The organism is Paenibacillus vulneris, from assembly GCF_039543185.1.
In the GTDB taxonomy this organism is placed as follows: Bacteria; Bacillota; Bacilli; order Paenibacillales; family NBRC-103111; genus Paenibacillus_S; species Paenibacillus_S vulneris.
Window position 1 is genome coordinate 189,227 of the sequence record NZ_BAABJG010000015.1, and the last position, 17,604, is coordinate 206,830.

20 protein-coding genes and 1 pseudogene are annotated in these 17,604 nt (G+C 48.3%); 16 read left to right on the forward strand and 5 right to left on the reverse strand.

Going from position 1 to position 17,604, the window contains the following annotated elements:
* Positions 1-103 precede the first annotated feature (103 nt).
* Positions 104-985 carry a TetR/AcrR family transcriptional regulator gene (locus ABEA66_RS14490; RefSeq protein ID WP_345588298.1) on the reverse strand — a complete coding sequence of 294 codons (882 nt, stop codon included), beginning with the start codon at positions 983-985 and terminating at the stop codon, positions 104-106.
* Positions 986-1,130: 145 nt separating this feature from the next.
* Here ABEA66_RS14490 and ABEA66_RS14495 point away from each other — a divergent pair, with 145 nt between their 5' ends.
* Positions 1,131-1,868, forward strand: coding sequence for an MBL fold metallo-hydrolase (locus tag ABEA66_RS14495; RefSeq protein ID WP_345589295.1), 738 nt, complete (start codon positions 1,131-1,133; stop codon positions 1,866-1,868).
* Between the two features lie 195 nt (positions 1,869-2,063).
* Here the strand turns inward: ABEA66_RS14495 and ABEA66_RS14500 are convergent, their stop codons facing one another.
* Entirely contained in the window at positions 2,064-2,327 is a 264-nt protein-coding gene (locus ABEA66_RS14500; RefSeq protein ID WP_144027792.1) for a MarR family winged helix-turn-helix transcriptional regulator, read from the reverse strand.
* A gap of 49 nt (positions 2,328-2,376) precedes the next feature.
* Between ABEA66_RS14500 and ABEA66_RS14505 the strand changes: the two are divergent.
* The 4 genes and pseudogenes from ABEA66_RS14505 to ABEA66_RS14520 all read left to right on the forward strand — a co-directional run.
* Positions 2,377-2,853, forward strand: a pseudogene (locus ABEA66_RS14505) (NAD(P)H-dependent oxidoreductase); the annotation flags it as partial.
* A 61-nt stretch (positions 2,854-2,914) separates the two neighbouring features.
* Positions 2,915-3,226 (forward strand): ArsR/SmtB family transcription factor, encoded by a 312-nt coding sequence (locus ABEA66_RS14510; RefSeq protein ID WP_079909566.1) that lies wholly within the window; start codon positions 2,915-2,917, stop codon positions 3,224-3,226.
* Positions 3,227-3,343: 117 nt separating this feature from the next.
* Positions 3,344-4,558, forward strand: a complete 1,215-nt coding sequence (locus ABEA66_RS14515) for an MFS transporter (protein ID WP_345588302.1) — start codon at positions 3,344-3,346, stop codon at positions 4,556-4,558.
* Between the two features lie 15 nt (positions 4,559-4,573).
* Positions 4,574-5,134: a GNAT family N-acetyltransferase gene (locus ABEA66_RS14520; RefSeq protein WP_345588304.1), complete on the forward strand. Its 561-nt coding sequence runs from the start codon at positions 4,574-4,576 to the stop codon at positions 5,132-5,134.
* An 83-nt stretch (positions 5,135-5,217) separates the two neighbouring features.
* Here ABEA66_RS14520 and ABEA66_RS14525 read toward each other — a convergent pair whose 3' ends face one another.
* Complete coding sequence (locus tag ABEA66_RS14525) at positions 5,218-5,946, reverse strand: SDR family oxidoreductase (protein WP_345588306.1); 729 nt, start codon at positions 5,944-5,946, stop codon at positions 5,218-5,220.
* 190 nt (positions 5,947-6,136) lie between these two features.
* Between ABEA66_RS14525 and ABEA66_RS14530 the strand changes: the two genes are divergently transcribed.
* From ABEA66_RS14530 to cyoE, 8 genes are all read left to right on the forward strand, one after another.
* Entirely contained in the window at positions 6,137-6,475 is a 339-nt protein-coding gene (locus ABEA66_RS14530) for a winged helix-turn-helix transcriptional regulator (protein ID WP_079909569.1), read from the forward strand.
* A 109-nt stretch (positions 6,476-6,584) separates the two neighbouring features.
* Positions 6,585-6,977: an NUDIX hydrolase gene (locus ABEA66_RS14535; protein ID WP_345588309.1), complete on the forward strand. Its 393-nt coding sequence runs from the start codon at positions 6,585-6,587 to the stop codon at positions 6,975-6,977.
* A 601-nt stretch (positions 6,978-7,578) separates the two neighbouring features.
* Complete coding sequence (locus tag ABEA66_RS14540) at positions 7,579-7,989, forward strand: YhjD family protein (protein WP_079909572.1); 411 nt, start codon at positions 7,579-7,581, stop codon at positions 7,987-7,989.
* 330 nt (positions 7,990-8,319) lie between these two features.
* Positions 8,320-9,225, forward strand: coding sequence for a ubiquinol oxidase subunit II (gene cyoA, locus ABEA66_RS14545; protein ID WP_345588311.1), 906 nt, complete (start codon positions 8,320-8,322; stop codon positions 9,223-9,225).
* A 25-nt stretch (positions 9,226-9,250) separates the two neighbouring features.
* The gene (locus tag ABEA66_RS14550; RefSeq protein WP_345588313.1) at positions 9,251-11,233 is read left to right on the forward strand and encodes a cbb3-type cytochrome c oxidase subunit I; all 1,983 of its coding nucleotides are present in this window, start codon (positions 9,251-9,253) and stop codon (positions 11,231-11,233) included.
* Positions 11,230-11,841, forward strand: coding sequence for a cytochrome o ubiquinol oxidase subunit III (cyoC, locus tag ABEA66_RS14555; protein ID WP_345588315.1), 612 nt, complete (start codon positions 11,230-11,232; stop codon positions 11,839-11,841). The genes ABEA66_RS14550 and cyoC overlap by 4 nt, the downstream gene beginning before the upstream one ends.
* Position 11,842: 1 nt before the next feature.
* Positions 11,843-12,169, forward strand: a complete 327-nt coding sequence (locus ABEA66_RS14560; RefSeq protein WP_377739424.1) for a cytochrome o ubiquinol oxidase subunit IV — start codon at positions 11,843-11,845, stop codon at positions 12,167-12,169.
* Positions 12,166-13,044: a heme o synthase gene (cyoE, locus tag ABEA66_RS14565; RefSeq protein ID WP_345588317.1), complete on the forward strand. Its 879-nt coding sequence runs from the start codon at positions 12,166-12,168 to the stop codon at positions 13,042-13,044. The genes ABEA66_RS14560 and cyoE overlap by 4 nt, the downstream gene beginning before the upstream one ends.
* 277 nt (positions 13,045-13,321) lie before the next feature.
* On the opposite strand, the gene pdxR is transcribed toward cyoE, so the two are convergent.
* Complete coding sequence (gene pdxR, locus ABEA66_RS14570) at positions 13,322-14,761, reverse strand: MocR-like pyridoxine biosynthesis transcription factor PdxR (RefSeq protein WP_345588319.1); 1,440 nt, start codon at positions 14,759-14,761, stop codon at positions 13,322-13,324.
* A 198-nt stretch (positions 14,762-14,959) separates the two neighbouring features.
* Here pdxR and ABEA66_RS14575 point away from each other — a divergent pair, with 198 nt between their 5' ends.
* From ABEA66_RS14575 to mle, 3 genes are all read left to right on the forward strand, one after another.
* A complete protein-coding gene (locus tag ABEA66_RS14575; RefSeq protein ID WP_377739422.1) occupies positions 14,960-15,169 on the forward strand; it encodes a hypothetical protein in 210 nt (69 codons plus the stop codon).
* Between the two features lie 19 nt (positions 15,170-15,188).
* Positions 15,189-15,458: a hypothetical protein gene (locus tag ABEA66_RS14580; protein WP_345588321.1), complete on the forward strand. Its 270-nt coding sequence runs from the start codon at positions 15,189-15,191 to the stop codon at positions 15,456-15,458.
* Between the two features lie 263 nt (positions 15,459-15,721).
* Positions 15,722-16,576, forward strand: coding sequence for an alpha/beta fold macrolide esterase (gene mle / locus ABEA66_RS14585; protein WP_345588324.1), 855 nt, complete (start codon positions 15,722-15,724; stop codon positions 16,574-16,576).
* 104 nt (positions 16,577-16,680) lie between these two features.
* Here the strand turns inward: mle and ABEA66_RS14590 are convergent, their stop codons facing one another.
* Complete coding sequence (locus ABEA66_RS14590) at positions 16,681-17,592, reverse strand: ArsR/SmtB family transcription factor (RefSeq protein WP_345588326.1); 912 nt, start codon at positions 17,590-17,592, stop codon at positions 16,681-16,683.
* Between the last annotated feature and the right edge of the window lie 12 nt (positions 17,593-17,604).

Sequence of the window (17,604 nt, forward strand, 5' to 3'; positions counted from 1 at the left end):
GTCATTGCTGAGAAGCCGGGCGGCGGCAAGCAATAACGGAGGATCAAGTCTATGTCTTCACGGGAGGCTAAGACCTGATCCTTTTGATTTACAAGGTAACCTTTTATCGTTCCATCATAAAACGAAGCTGGCGGATTAGGGAGCTGAGCTCCGGATTATTCTCGAGATACGATGCATAGACGCGAAGCAGGGTAGCGTTCGGCTTTTCCAGCTCCAGCTGCTCCTTCAGCAGCTTCAGAACCTCCAGCCATTCTTCTCTCATCGAAGCTGTGATTTGCAGCGATTGGATCTTGTTCTCGATTAGGATCAGCAATTCGCCGGCCATTTGCCTTTGGGTGATTTCGTCCATCGGATGAAGCTGATTAAAGGCAACGGTGCTTTCTCTGATCACCGGAGCCGGCTGCTGCCTTATCATGTCTTTGATAACGGAATCCATCCGCTCTACCAGGAACAGCGCCAGCTCAGACATCGGCAAAGCAATAGCTTTCTGAATGGCGAACGATAAATATTCCCTCAATAACCCCCGGTATATGATGACAATGTCCCAGATATAAGCTTGAACAGGTTCGCCGTAAGCCTCATAAAAGCAGTCCCGCAGCATCTTGAGCAGGGTCAGCTTTTTCTTCCGCCAAGCAATCTTAAAATGCTCGTTATCCTTTACCGGAAGCTCTTTGAACTCACTGGTAAAGTAATAGTTCTCCATCATGAATTGAAGCTGGAATTCGATCTTCCGCCGCAAGATCTCCTTAGAGGAAGCCACACCGCATTGCTGATCCAGTCTCCTGGCCTGATCGAACATCGTTTGATGACAGGCTTCAAATACGGCGGTGAATAAATCCTCTTTGGATGGGAATATTTTATAAATGCTTCCTTTGGCCATGCCGCACGCTTCTGCAATATCCTTCATGGACGCGGCAAAATACCCTTTTTCTTTAAAAACACCCATGGCCGTATGGATGATTTGTTGTCTTTTCAATTCTTCCAATCCGTCCACCCCCTCCGTATTTTGACATGATACCGCTTAAGGGTCAATAATGGAATTGACATCCGAAACTTACGGGTCATATAATGAACTCATTGGTTTTCATAAAACAAGAGGAGGTGAACCAAAGCGAATTGCTTTGGAAACTATGAAAATTGCTGAAGGTATCGAAATGCTGGAGCTGGCTGTACCCGGTACTCCGATGGTCATTCATCCTACCGTATTTTACGATTCAAATACTTATGTGTTGGCGGATACGGGGATGCCTGGCTGCCGCAATCTTATCCTCGATCTGATTCATAAAGCAGGGATTCAGCAAGCAGAGCCTCACACCATTATATTAACCCACCAGGATATCGATCATGTGGGTGGTCTTCCTCAATTCCTTCATGAGAGTCAAGGACGCATCGAGGTGCTTGCTCATCCGGATGACAAGCCCTATATCGATGGAGAGCTTCCGTTCATCAAGATGACTCCGGAAAGAAAGCAAACTTTGCTTCAGTCACTGCCGGATAACCTGCGGAAGCAGTTTGAGGATGCATTCTCCAAGTCAACAGAAGGGAATGTAACGCAAACCGTTAAGGACGGGGAAAGGCTGCCCATAGCCGGCGGTGTGGTCGTTATTCATACGCCGGGGCATACTCCGGGCCATATAAGCTTATATCATGAGCCCAGCAAAACCTTGATTGCCGGAGACGCCATGGTTGTAAGCGACGGAGAACTGCAGGGGCCGAATCCTAGGGTAACGCCGAATATGGAGCAGGCGCTTCAATCGCTTCATAAGTTTAAAGCCTACGATATTCAAGCCGTGATCTGCTACCACGGAGGCTTGTACCAGGGGAATATCCGTCAGCGGCTTGAAGAATTGACATCATCTGCTGTCTAAGGCCGAATTAGGAAAGTACGGCTGGCACATCAGAAATGGGGGAAATTCCTCTATACTTCGCTCGTAGGGGTTCTCGAAAAAGGTTGAACAGACCGGCTGTTTAATCGAATTCATCCGGATTATAAAAAGCTCTGTCTCCTGATAACAGGAAGCAGAGCTTTTCGTTATGCGGGGGAAAAGGGCAGCGTGAACTGGTTATCCGGACTTGCCTGCATGGAGGACCTTGCTGTTCAGTATGTCCATCGCATGATCCATCTCCTTAAGGTCACTATCGGATGCTTCACGGATCCGCTGAAGGAAGCGCGCTTCGATGAGCTTGAAGGCTTCATTCATCATACGTTCACCACCGGAGGTAAGACGGTACAATTGCTTGCGCCGGTCATCGGGAGCGTCGAATTTCTCACAGAGCTGCTTCTCGCACAGCTTCTTAAGCTCCCGGCTTGTATTCGGCATGGACATATGCTGACAATCGCTAACCTGGCTAGGGGTAACGGGCTGGCTGAACGCCATACTGGATTTATATAAGGAGGGCTTTGATCCGGTCCTTGTGTTCCATGAGAACAAACGCAGAAGAGATATGCATGCCGATCCTGAGCTGAAGACTTATCGGGAACAAATCCTGTGGGCGGATAAAATAGTATTGGTGTATCCGATCTGGTGGGGAAGACCTCCGGCCATGCTGCTGGGCTATATTGATAAAATGTTCGCCGCTAATTTCGCCTACCGCGATAAGAAGGGGCTTTTTCCGGAAGGGCTGCTCCAAGGAAAATCGGTCGTCTGTATTTCTACGATGAAGGGACCGGCCTTGTATCCACTGTTTTGGCTGAATAACGCTCACAAAATATTAATGAGAAAGGCATTATTTCAGTTTGTCGGCATGAAGAAGGTCAAATTTTTCGAGTTTGGTTCTATGGAGAGTCCAAGAGGGCGGCATGAGAAGAAGCTGAATAAAATATTCCGATATTTTAAAGCTATCCAGAGTTAAGTTTCCTGATCGTTCGGGTTAACATATTTACAAATCTATAAAAATAGATATAATAACCGGTATGGACCCTTCATTAATCTATAAAGCATTATCGAATGAAACACGCCGTCAAATTATGTTTTGGTTGAAGCATCAAGAGGAGTATTTTGATAAAAGTCCTTATATCCAGCATGGTATCGACTTCAAGGTCGGCGTCTGCGTGGCGGATCTTCAGGCCAAATCAGGGCTTGCGCAATCCGTCATATCAAGCTACTTAAGCACGATGCTAAATGCCGGCTTACTCGAATCGGAGCGGATAGGCAAATGGACCTTTTATCGAAGGAATGAAAAAATAATTCGGGAGTTCGCCGAGTATGTGCAGAAAGAACTTTAGAGAGGAAGGAGGTGCCTCTTTTTTTGTCTTAACATATCTATAAATATAGATACATGAATATATAGATGAAACCTTGAAGGTCCGGTCACAGAACAACAGAAATGGAGAACTATCATCATGAACAAGTCTAACCCTTTATTACTTATTATGCTTGCCCTAGGTGTGTTTGGTATCATAACAACGGAGATGGGCATCGTGGGGGTACTTCCCCAGGTAACCGATAAATTCCATATTTCCGCAGCACAAGCGGGATGGCTGGTCAGCGTATTTGCTTTGGTGGTGGCCTTGTCGGGACCTTTTGTTACCTTGCTTGCATCCGGAATGAACCGTAAACTCATTTTATCCTCCGCGGTGTTCCTGTTTGCAGTCTCTAATCTGGTGTACGCTTTTACAACCAGGTTCGAGTTGATGCTGGTGTTTCGAATCATTCCGGCGATGCTGCATCCCGTCTTTTTCTCGATAGCTCTAGTCACGGCAGCCCAATTGGTTCCGCCGGAAAAAAGCGGCAAAGCGGTGACAAAGGTATTTGCGGGAATTACGGTAGGCTTTGCTTTTGGCGTGCCTTTAACTTCGTTTCTTGCTGAGCATATTTCCTTGGAGGCCGCCTTTCTGTTTGGCGCAATAGTGAGTGCCATCGCAGGATTCGGAATCTTACTAGGACTGCCTTCCATGCCGGTTAATCAGAAGATGACCTATGGAAGACAGCTTAGCATTCTGCGCAAGCCTGGACTATGGCTGCATATTGCAACCATAACCTGTATCTTCGCATCGATGTTCTCTGTATATAGCTACTATGCGGAATTTCTTGGGCAAGTAACCCGAATGAACGGTACCTGGATTAGTCTGATGCTGATGGTTTTTGGCATAGTGATGATTGCCGGTAATTTTCTATTCGGGGACTGGCTGCAAAAAAGTTTGAAGAGAACGGTGTTCCTCTTTCCCTTGCTGTACATAGCGGTTTATGTTCTTGTCTATGGACTAGGGACTTACTTCATTCCTATGATCATTATGGTTATCGTATGGGGAATGGTGCATTCCGGCGGGCTTCTGGTGAGTCAAGCCTGGCTGATGACAGAGGCGGAGGAAGCGCCAGAATTCGGCAACAGCTTGTTCGTTTCTTTTACGAATCTGGGAATAACCGTCGGTACAACGATAGGCGGTTGGTTCATTGCCCAATTGGGAATCCATCAGCTTATCTGGAGCGGCATTGGATTTGCTCTAGCCGCATGGGTGACGGTTGTAGTAAAATGGAAACGATTGGGAAGCGGGAATGAGGCTTCGGAGGCAGTGACCATAAACAGTCATCGTGGAGAGAGGAACGAAAATGCTTGATAAAGGGGGAGAACATTGAATATTTCGATAGAAGAGCTCACGAATCTGCAACAACTGCCGGAACAGCTTATCGATGATAGCTTTGGAGTCGATTCTGTCCTTGTCATTACCAGCACAGATCAGGGGATTCAACATGAAGCCAAGCCGGTTCCACCGTACACCAAAAGCTATTCGGAACAGCAGGAGGATGATGCAGACGATATCGATTATTCAACGTACATCGATCATCCCGATCAAAAGATCTTTATAGCCTATGCCGGCAATCGGGTAGCGGGTCTCATCGTACTAAAGCGAAATTGGAATCATTACGGCTATATCGAGGATATTAAGGTTGACCGCCAGTTTAGAAGATATGGTATAGGACGTCAGCTCATAGACAAAGCCAAAAGCTGGGCAAAATCCGGCGGTATGCCGGGGCTGATGCTCGAGACGCAGAATAATAACGTCCAAGCCTGCCGATTTTATGAGAGCTGCGGCTTTGTTCTGGGCGGATTCGATTCCTTCGTCTATAAAGGATTTAAGAAAAACAAGGACGAGGTCGCACTGTACTGGTATTTCCTGTTTGAGGAGTACTAAGGCGGCTGCGCAGTAAAGGCACAAATAAATGATACCGTGGGAGCCGACTTATGTCGGCTCTTTTGGTGTAAAGACAACATCCGTTATCGAAGTAGATAGCCGCCGTCGGGATACAGAGTGCTTCCTGTTGTATAGCCATTGGTCATTAAATAGATGACGGTATGGGCAGCTTCCTCAGCATGACCTACCCGTCCGAGAAGATTCATTCCGGCATAGTCTTCATACGCTTGGTCTCTGACGGCTTGCTCCGCACCTTCCCAGTTGAAGGATGTGCGTATCGTTCCCGGTGAGATCACATTGACTCGAATCGGCGCCAATTCGACAGCTAGCGCTTTGCCGAGGCTCTCGATTGCGCCGTTGCAGGCTGCATAGGAGGCTCCATCGTCTAGCGGCCGCTGGCTGAACGCACCCGACATCAAGACTACAGAGCCTTTCTTGCTGATATAGGGGGCACCATATTTTACGGCAAAATATTGTGGCCAGAACTTGGCGTCAAAGCAGCTGCGGGCGACTTCAGGCTCTGATGTGACAGGTCCTCTAACGTAGGAGGCGCCCGGCGTAAATAGATGATCAAAGCTTCCGATGGCTTCGAAAAAAGCTATCAGCTCCTCGTTATTCCGGTTGTCCAGCGAATGGATTTCGACGCCTGCGTTCCCGAGACGATTCCGGGCCTCCTCCAGCTTGGAACTGGAACGGCCTGCGAGTACAACATCTGCCCCGAGCTCTTTAGCTTGTTGGGCAGCGGCAAAGCCGATCCCCGAGCTTCCGCCGATAATAACGACTCTTTGCTGCTTTAATGTAGGGTATGTCATAGTACCACCTCTAAGTTAGGATTTTTGCTGCCTGGCTCTTATTATTCAACAGGAGCCAGATGCTGCCAAGTACACACTTTAGTCGTACTAGGTCCGAAAATTCGTACCAAAGGCTCCCAAAGGAATTGGGGAATTCATAGTGCAAAAAGGATACACAGCAGGTATCATAGAGTAGAGGTGAAGAGAAACGATGAACCTGCAAGAACCCAGATTAAAAGGAGTTATTACAACGCTCGACATGATCGGCGGCAAATGGAAGCCGCTTATTTTATTCATCTTGCTAGTAGACGGCACGAAGCGCTTCGGCGAGCTTCGCCGTCTGATTCCTGAAGTCTCCCAAGGTACTCTGGCAAAGCAGCTGCGAGAGCTTGAAGACGATCAGCTGATTCGACGTGTGGTGTACCAGGAGATACCGCCGAAGGTGGAATACAGCTTATCCGAGCATGGGAAAACCGTCTCCTCCGTGTTGGACAGCATGTGCAGCTGGGGGCGCAAGCATTTGGAGATGGTCGAAAATCAGCAAAAATAGCATCGAAAAACGGTAGGTAGATTGAATATCAATTAATTACATTAATTATTTATAGTGTTAATTATGATAGATTGTTAATGAAGTTAACTAAATAAGAGTTTCTTTTTTCGTGTGGACGAACGATCGGCAGGAGCTGCTGCTGCAGCAGCGTTCAGACAACGGCCGGTGGGGATTGCCCGGAGGCTTTATGGAGCCGGGAGAATCGATAGAAGATACTGCCCGCCGCGAAGTGTGGGAGGAGACGGGATTGCGGCTTGGAGCGCTGGAGCATTTCGGCATTTATTCCAACGCGGAGAAGCACTTTGCTAATGGCGACCAGACCTCGCTGGTTCAGGTCTTGTTTACTTGCAGGGATTTTCAAGGGAAACTGGTCGAAAGCAATCATGAAACACTGGACAATCAATTTTTCCCGCTTCACGCGATTCCAAGCAATCTTTATACCGATCACCTGGTCTTTTTTGAGGATTTAGCTTCCGGCGGCAAGCCGCCTTTTGTTAGATGAAGAGTGAAAAGTTCGCTTGCCGCAAACAATGTACTGTGTATGCTCAACCTATAAAATAAGAAAAGTGAGATGAGCCGACGAAATGTCGGACCACTCACTTTTTTTAATAAGCAAAAGTTGTAAATAACGATGTGCACCGCTATGTACCAAGAGCAGCTTCGTTCCAAGGCCTTAATTTGCCGGATTATGTTCTATAGTATAAGTTCGTCACTGCCTCCGGAATAGTTCGCCACAGTATGTGAATACGATGCTCATGACCTGTTGTTCATAAGCGTTTTTCACGTAGAAGCAGTGTCTTTTCCAATCCAGCATACGGGTAGCTGCATTCTTATCACCGGAAGCCGCTGCATGATAGACAAGATTTACTTCCTCGAGGTCTGGTATGGGCTGATGCTTTCTGTAAAAACCTACATTCTTGGATATTTCGTTTAAGTCATACGTCACGTCATTATACACCCCGTCAATGTCAAATAGTCGTCAGGTTAGGATGGGCATTCCTTTATTATAACGAAAGTACTCCTCATAGTCAGCCATTATAACGAATAAATTAGCATTGATATAGGAACATTAGTTCTCATATAATGAATGTGAGGTGATTTTCATGGAGCCTTCTGCACATGAGCTTCAATTAATGAGAGATTACATTTTGCTGCCAATCGCGATTACAATCATTAACACGAATCGCATAGAAATGGAAGCATCAACAGCTACTTTACGAAAGCTATACTCAGATACAGCCATGATTATGATCAGTCGGATGCGTGAGGAACTGTCCGCCGTAAGGAGGGAGCTGCAGGAACGGGACATTCTCATTAAGGATTCCGAGGAATACCAAGAGGGGGATTGCTCTTATTATCCCTATGCGCTGCGGGGTCATAAAGGCCAGCTGGCAATGAACCGGGAAGTGATCCGAACGAGTGTGGTCGCCTGTATTCATCAGAACATAGCAGAGGTAGTTCATATGGTTGCACTACAACAGACATTGGATGCCTTTAAAATAAATGCATATTAATGACGCCACCCACTGGTGCGATATATGATATCCCTCTACACGCCCCTATGAGAGCGCTATGCCATAATTTGTAAAGCCGATTTTCCTCGGAAGGAAGATCGGCTTTTCGATTTGAAGTGGAGCTTAGTGATTTAACGAGTCCGCTGTTGCTAATTTCATTAAGGGATGGGAAACTGCTGAAACTATGTCCAAATGTTGTTCATTTCATTTCAAAACGTTGAACTTGGATGGTGGCATTGTGTTCTTGATCGGCTGGTGACAGTTCGGCTGTGCTCTTTTAAAGTGAAGCTTAATGCAAGCCATATTGTTATGAGGAGTTGAGACTTCAACATGAATGCTTCCAAAATTGGGCGATGGATCGCGGCATTATCAATGCTACCCGTTGCACTGTTTGTCTTCACAGGCTGCTCCGATATCATCATACTCCATCCCAAGGGGCCGATCGCTGAACAGCAGCGGGATTTAATGTACATTACAACCGCATTATGCCTGGTCGTCATCGTCCCGGTTCTTATTCTGACGGCCGTCATCCTGTGGCGTTACAGGGAGCGTAAGGAGAGAAAAGCGGCTTACTCGCCGAATTGGGCACACAGCACCAAGCTGGAGGTCATCTGGTGGGGGATTCCCATTATGATTATTCTCGCAATAGCCGTTATTACCGTCCAATCGACGTATGCTCTGGAGCCTTCCAAACCGTTAAAGTCCGATGTCAAGCCGATAACGGTGCAGGTGACGTCGCTGAACTGGAAATGGCTCTTTCAGTACCCCGAACAAGGTATCGCTACGGTGAATGAGCTGACAATTCCACAAGGGGTGCCTATTCGTTTCGAGATCACGGCCGATTCCCCGATGAACTCCTTTTGGATCCCTCAGCTGGGAGGCCAAATCTATGCTATGTCGGGAATGGCCATGACGCTTTACTTGCAGGCGGATGAACTGGGGACCTTCTGGGGCTCCGGGGCCAATTATACCGGCAAGGATTTTGCCAAAATGTATTTTGACGTTAATTCAGTAACACGTGAGCAGTTTGATGAGTGGGTAACAGGGATCAAGGCAGGTTCACCGGCTTTAACCTTGGATGGATATCATGAATTGGCCAAGCCCTCCACTACGAAGGTGTTGACCTATTCCTCATTTCCCGAGGGACTGTTTCAAAACATTGTCACCAAATACGCCGCATCACATCATCATGAAATGTCCGTGCAGGATACGAAATCAGTGCACGAGCATAAGTGAACGGCAGGAAAGGAGATTGAGCTTCATGCTGGATCCTACTAAAAGCCTCGCATCCCAATTTTTCGTAACCGGTGATCCTCTGATTTATGGTGCGGACGTAAGCATTATCCTTACTCTTGGTGCAATCTTGTTCGCGCTGACGTATTTCAAGAAATGGGGGTGGCTCTGGCGGGAATGGCTGACTACGGTCGACCACAAAAAAATCGGTATTTTGTATATTCTTTCCGCGTTTCTTATGCTGTTCCGCGGTGGAGTGGACGCATTGCTGATGCGAACGCAGCTCTCCATGCCGGACATGCCATTTTTGCAGCCTGATCATTATAATGAGATCTTCACGACGCACGGCGTCATTATGATATTGTTCATGGCTATGCCCTTCATGTTCGGTCTGTTTAATGTGGTTATCCCGCTTCAGATCGGGGCTCGTGACGTTGCTTACCCGTTCCTGAACGCACTCAGCTTCTGGCTGTTTTTCTCAGGGGCCATGCTGTTTAACCTGAGCTTTGTCATCGGAGGTTCGCCGGATGCGGGATGGCTTGCTTATCCGCCTTATTCCGAGCTGATGTACAATCCCGGTGTCGGGCAAGACTTCTATATATGGGGGATTCAGATTTCCGGGATCGGCAGTCTGATGACCGGCATCAATTTTATCGTTACGATTCTGAAAATGCGGGCGCCGGGGATGAAGCTGATGAAAATGCCGATGTTCGCCTGGTCGGTGCTCTCCAGCTGCATTGCGATTATTTTCTCGTTCCCCATATTGACGGCGACGCTGGCGCTGCTGTTCCTGGACCGTTATGCCGGAGCGCACTTTTTTACGCTGGACGGCGGCGGCAACCCTATGATGTACATTAACCTGATCTGGATGTGGGGACATCCCGAGGTATATATTATCGTATTGCCGGCTTTCGGTATTTTTTCCGAAGTGGTGGCGACGTTCTCCAAGAAAAAGCTGTTCGGCTACAATTCCATGGTATACGCCATGGTCATTATCAGTGTTTTGTCATTCCTGGTATGGGCGCATCATTTCTTTACAATGGGTTCCGGAGCCGACGTTAATGCCTTCTTCGCTTTGACAACCATGCTCATAGCCATACCGACCGGGGTAAAGGTGTTCAATTGGCTGTTCACCATGTTCCGTGGCAGGATTACGTTCGAAGCTCCGATGCTATGGACAGCCGGTTTTATTCCATGCTTTGTTATAGGCGGTATGACAGGAGTCCTGCTGTCGGTTGCGCCAGCGGATTTTCAATACCATAACAGCTATTTTCTGATTGCGCATTTTCATCAAGTCATTATCGGCGGTGTCGTCTTCGGCTACTTTGCCGGCCTATATTACTGGTGGCCCAAAATGTTCGGCTTCAAGCTGAACGAGCGAATCGGCAGATGGGCATTCTGGTTCTGGAATATCGGCTTCTATATCTGTTTTATGCCCCAATATGTCCTGGGCTTGATGGGGATGACGCGCCGTGTCGTCACTTACAGCTGGGATAAAGGCTGGTGGGAGCTCAATCTGGTATCTACTATCGGCGCCGGTTTGATGGGGATTGCATTTCTGCTTCAGGTTTGGCAAATCGCCCACGGCGTCAAGCATTTCCGCCAGCATCTCGATACGACGGGAGATCCGTGGAACGCCCGTACGCTGGAGTGGTCGATTCCTTCACCTGCACCGCTGTATAACTTTGCCGTCATTCCGCAGGTGACCGAGATGGACGATTGGTGGGAAACAAAGCAGCGCAAAGGAAGAGAGGCAACTTTTAATGAGGCCGTTTCATTGGAGCCCATTCATATGCCTCGAAATTCCGGCATCCCGATCACCATGGCCGGCTTCTGGTTTGTGGCGGGGTTCGGCTTCGTCTTTCACTGGCTGTGGCTCATTATCCCAGGATTAGCAGGCGTTGCGATCTGCATGCTCGCCCATTCCTTTAACTACAATACCGATTATTACATTCCGGTCGATGAAGTCAGTCGCACAGAAACGGCCATGAGGAGGGTGAACAGACAATGAATGCATCCCAACTGAGTCCAGCATCGGCGGCCGGGCACCACGACCAACCTGATTTGGAAGAAATGCGAACGTTCGGTTTTTGGATCTACCTTATGACCGATATTATGATTTTCGGCACATTTTTTGCCACCTATATCGTTTTAAAAAACAATACCAACGGGGGACCAGGGCCGGCCGATTTATTCGAATTGGGCGGGGTCATCGTCAGCACATTGATTTTGTTAACCAGCAGCTATACCAGCGGATTGGCTGTATTGGCTATGAACCGAGGAAAAAAGCAGGCGTTGATCCGATGGCTCGGCGTAACGGCTGTGCTGGGAGCCCTGTTTGTTGGACTCGAGATCCGTGAGTTTGCACAGTTTGTGCAAGAAGGCGCGACGATGGGGACAAGCGCTTTTCTATCGGCATTCTATACGCTGGTAGGCACTCATGGCTTGCATGTGACCCTTGGTCTTGTATGGATGGTTGCCATCATGATACAGCTAAGCAAGCAGGGGATTACGCCTGTCACCAAACGAAAGGTTCAAGTCATCAGTTTATTTTGGCATTTTTTGGATGTTGTATGGATCTTCGTATTTACTGTGGTTTATTTAATGGGGGTGAGCTAGGTTGGAGAACATACATTCGGTTCCCTCAGGGGGCAAAGCTCATGGATCTGTTCAATCGTATACGATGGGGTTCGTCATGTCTCTTCTATTAACTGCGATTCCGGTAGCCATTGTTCTCGGAGGCTGGCTTACAGGAATAACCAAAGCAGTCGTATTAATGGCCGCCGGCACCCTGCAGCTGATTGTACAGCTATGGTTCTTCATGCATCTGCGGGATGAGAAGAAGCCGCGTTATCAATTGATATCCTTATTGCTTGGGCTGGTGATCCTGATCGTCATTGTAGCGGGATCAATGTGGATCATGCTGTACAACATGGTGGCCGTATGAGCAGGGCCGCTTCCATCCGGGATTGGGTCGAATTGACCAAGCCGCGTATCCTTCTATTAAATCTTATCGCCGCATTCGGGGGCTGCTGGATAGCCTCCCGATGGTCGGCGGACTGGAAGCTCTTGTTATGGATGCTGCTGGGAACTACGCTTACCATGGCTTCCTCTTGTGTATTGAACAATGTATGGGATTATAAGCTGGACCGAAAAATGGATCGGACGAGGGAACGGCCGCTTGCAACCGGAAGGATTCATCGTAAAAGCGCATTGGCTTATGGATTGGTGCTTGGGCTTGCCGGTGAAACCGTATTATTCGGAAAAGTCGGCGCCATTTGCGGCTGGCTCGGCCTTATCGGGATGTTCGTCTATGTGGTCATCTATACGATGTGGCTGAAGCGCACCTCCACCTGGAGCACCTCGATCGGAGGGATATCCGGGGCGATGCCCCCAGTGATCGGGTATTGCGCTTATAGCCATACAATGGACATAGGAGCATTGCTGCTGTTTGCGCTCCTGTTTCTTTGGCAGCCGGCTCACTTCTGGTCCTTAGCCATTCGGCGCGTAGAAGAATACAGAGCAGCGGGATATCCTTTGCTGCCTGTTCGCAAAGGAATCAAGCGGACCAAGCTGCAGATGATCCCTTACGTGATTCTGCTGCTTCCGACCGTTCTGTTGATCTATGGACTCGGATATTCCGGTATCGTGTTCCTGATCATCGCCTTGCTTGCCAGCGGAGTATGGGGCTGGCACACGGTTCGCGGCATTACCGCTGTCAATGATGGCGCATGGGCGAGAACCAATTTTCTTCTCTCGGTCAATTACTTGATGATCGTATTCGTCGTGATGATGGCGGATACGCCGGGACGACCGTTTTAACTGCAAAGACGACAAAAAGGTTGGCATACAAGGAGATGCCAACCTTTTGTTTTGAGAAGCCTGTTTATTCCGAGAAAATTTCTATATAAGGAAGAGGGGTGTACCTCGGAAGAGTTTACGTCCGCCTTTGAAAACCGTAAAAATACCACTTCATCTAATCAAATTTACGGATTTCAACAGCGGCTGTAGGGGTATGCCCCTCTTGAGTATAATAGAAATATTTCGAGCAATACGGGTTTCTCAATTGAGGTTGGCAATATTGCCAGCCTTTTTGTATTCACTCCCTCACCAATTCCCGTAGCGCCTCGGCGAATTTGGCGACCCCATCCCGGATCTCCCCGGCTTTGGCTCTGGCATAAGTGAACCGGACATAGCTTGAGTCTGAGCCGTACACGCTGCCGGGGACGAATACAATGCCTTTCTTGATAGCCTCTTCAAGCAATCGGCCGTCATGAACGGGATGTGCCAGCTTGCACCACAAATGCAGTCCCCCATGCGGAGCGGTGAAGGAAACCAGATCCGGAAGCTCCGTTTGCAGGGCTTCGACCAAGAGATCCCGCTTAAACTGCAGCTGTATCTGCAGCCGTTCCAGGTGAGGCCGGAAGTAATCCGATCGGATGAACTGGGCAGCCACCTGCTGGGGGATGACGCTTAGCCCGAAATCCATCTGCTGTCTGGCATCAGCCAGGCGTTCCACGATCGAATGCGGCGCGACCATCCAGCCGATCCGCAGCCCGGAGGCGGCGATTTTGGAGAAGGAACCGATGTAAAGAATCGAGCCGTTAGAGTCCATCGATTTAAGAGGCATCGGAACCTCCCCCTCGTAAGCAGTCAAGCCGAAAGGATCGTCTTCCACGATAGGGAGCCCCAATTCGCTGGCAACGGCAAACAGCTGCTTGCGCCGTTCCATGCTGAATACGGTCCCCGTCGGATTTTGAAAATTCGGATTCATAAAGACCATCTTGATGCGATGCTTCTTATACAAGGTGCGAATGTCTTCGGGACATAGGCCTTCCTGATCGACAGGCAGACGGAACAGCCGCAGCCCGGCGGATTGAAACATCGGCAGGGAGTAACAATAAGAGGGGTCTTCAATCGCAACGGCATCCCCCGGCGACAAGAGGCATTGGGTAATAAGATATAACGACTGCTGGGAGCCGGACGTTATCAGTATGGAGGCTTCGGTTGTCTGAATCCCTCGATATTGACTCAAATACGTCACCAGCGCTTCTCTAAGCGGCACATACCCCTGCGGATTATCGTACCCCAAATAGGAGGTATACCTATGCTGGCTCATAAGATCGGCAATTTCTTCCGTAGGAGCCAAGTCCGGTGATAATTCACCACTGGCAAAATCGATAAGGGACGGTTGCTGTGTTAACGCTTCACGGATCCTGCGCAAGAAGGTAGGGTTAGGCAGAAAGCTTCCGCCTTCGGCATACCGGCGCCAGTTCGGCGTATGCTTCGGCATGGCTCCCCATTTGGTTCTGCTCACACGAGTGCCGCTGCCAGCGCGGCTTTCAATGATCCCCATCGATCGGAGCTCGGCAAAGGCCAGGATGACCGTGCTTCGATTGACGCCCAGCTGCTCCGCCAATTTTCGTTCGGAAGGAAGCAGGCTGCCCGGAGGAAATTCCCCATAAGAAATTCTCTGTTCCAGGTGGTCGGCAATTTGTTCATAGATAGGTTTTTTGCTCTGTCGGTCGGGTTTCCACATGATTTTATCACCCTTTTGGTTCGTAAATAAACGTCGTTGTGATATTTATCATATCATCGATTATGAAATGAAATAGGGCTTGTTTTCATCTTAACCATGACAATTATTTATCTATTCCTTGAACATGGATGGACTGATATCGTCGCCATTTGGATGGTTGCTTTGTGTCTTCTTTCTTTTTAGAGAGGGGTGGTAGCGATGAGAACGAATAAATCAAAGATGCCGGGTATACTGGAACTGACGGGAAGCTGCTCGGAATGCATCGAAAGCTGGTCCCAAATGGACTCAGAACGATTGTTATGGGGAAAAGGGGACGGCAGCACATTGACCGTGGTTACCCCCTTCGGTAAAATCGGCGGATTGATATTCTGGTATTTTATGGAACTTCCCTTTACTATTTTCGTATGAATAAGAGGGAGGTGGCCCTATGAATTGGAATATCCTTATCATTATCGTACTGTTAGTCATCAATTATCCTCTGTACCGTTTTTTGTTTTCTTTATTTTTTTATGATGAAGATGAATTTGAACAGTCCGTCAAATATTCGTTTACCCCTAATTTCATCTCCTTCTTCAGGGGTGAATACTGGAAAGATAAGTTCAGTACAATGAGGCTTCAGGCATACTCGACAACTTGCATTCTTCTGGTCGTCATAGAATTTGCCATCATTCATTACATCTTACAGCTATTCCGTTGAGGCAGCATAGGAGAGGGAAGGGGCATTGGTGCAGTCTGCGGGATGCAGCCTTCTCTGCTTTGTGTTATAATTGGAAACGGGGTAACCCCATTTATCAAAATGCTTTCGAGGGAGCGTGCATTCTTGTGATTATCAAATTCATTCGTTTACGTTAAAAAATACGGTTTCATTTCACTAGGCCCATTCATTTTTTGAAAAAAATGAGTTGAGGTTTATTTGATTGTGTATTTTTTAATAAAATCGAATGAAATGAGGAATCTAACATGAATGAAAAATTGATCCACACTAATGATGTTGTACTTTGTTCGGAAAGCTTCGGGAATCCTGATCACCCTGCGGTTTTGCTCATTATGGGTGCCATGTGCTCCATGGTGTATTGGGATGAGGAGTTTTGCCAGCGTCTAGCCGATACAGGAAGATATGTTATTCGTTATGACAATAGGGATGTCGGTCGTTCCACCTCCTATGAACCGGGAACCTCTAACTATACCGTGATAGATATGGCTGATGATGCCGTGAAGGTGCTTGATGCGTATGGAATTGATCGGGCTCACCTTGTCGGCATGTCATTAGGCGGCATGATCGCTCAAGTGATAGCAGTGAAAAACCCGCAGAGAGTTCACACTATAACCTTGATCGCGTCGGGCCTGTTCGGTTCCGATCAGAATCATCGCGAGCTTCCTCCGATGGATGAGAGCATATTAGCTTATCATGCTCAAGCGTCTACATTGGACTGGTCTGATGAAGAGGCCGTTGCAGCCTATTTGGTCAATGGCTCCGGTCTGCTGTGCGGGTCCAGGCATGTGTTTGATGAAGCGAGAGCTTACAAGCAGGTTCGCCAGGAAATAAAGCGGGCTAACAGCCTGCTCAGCATGTTTAATCATGCATTCCTGAAGGGCGATGATGCCTATGAAGGAAAAATGAAAGACATTACGGTTCCGACTCTTGTTATTCATGGTACCGAAGATACGATACTGCCCATCGAGCATGCACTAGCTCTTGCTGGTGAAATTCCCGGCGCCTCTTTATTGAAGCTGGAGGGGTCAGGACATGAAATCCATGAGGATGACTGGGATGTCATCATACAAAGCATTAATTCACACACAACGATAGAGTGAAATAGCGGGATAACTATCATCTAAACACAAGAAGGGTTACAACATCGGTTCATCCGGTTGTAGCCCTTTGTTTTTGTATGAAAAGCCGTCGATAGACGATGTTCTCATCGGAAATACACTCTGAACACAGGGTCCTGGCTATAATTGCCGAAGCCTTCTCCATACAGGGTTAATCCTCCAACATGCGCGGAATCCTCCTCGACCGCGAGCCGTAATGTCCAATGATTGCGATCCAGCTCCAGATCGGATAGTCCGACAGACGACATTAGCTGCCCGTCGATATAGGAACCCTCTTTTTTAATGCGGATCACCTTGAATAGTCCGTATTGATTCAGCCCCGTCCGCCACCAATCCGGCGCGTGTTTGCCCCTGATGCTGCCGTAATCCCCGGGACTTGTCCATTGCCCGAGAAGCGTACCGTTCAAATAAAAGCGAATATCCGAAGGCCAATGATCATTGGCTCCCGGTGCTTCCGAGCCCAGCTCCATCGAAACTTCAATTTCCTCCAGCACCTGTCCCGGAAGCAAGTAGTTAGGGATACGGTACTCTACGAAGCCTTTGCCGAACCATAGAATGTGAGCGTGCATCCGCTCCGGCTCCAGAAAGTAGCGCGGATCGTCGAATTGCCCTATGATCTTCTCCTTCGTGGCAAGTCCGCAGGTAGGATAAACCTCAAACTCCGTATAATGTCCGACGGGAATGACACTTTCGTATACTTGCCGCTGTGCTTCGTTGGCGCTTGGGCTCGGCAGTTCGATTTGGATTCGGTCGACCGCAAGAGAGCACATCTTGTGGGTTCCGCCTTCCTTGCGGACCAGTTGGGTAGAGATCAATCCGCCGGCTTCCAGTTTGCGAATATGCATCGTGACGATGGCGCTGCTAAGCTTCAGCTGCTGCGCTAAATCCTTTATGTTCATAGGCTGGGCCGCCAGCATGCGAAGAATGCGCAGCCGCACTTCACTTGCCAGCGCCTCGTATACGGGTAAATGGTCTTCACTTGCTGTAATTGTTAGCATGTCGGGTATGTT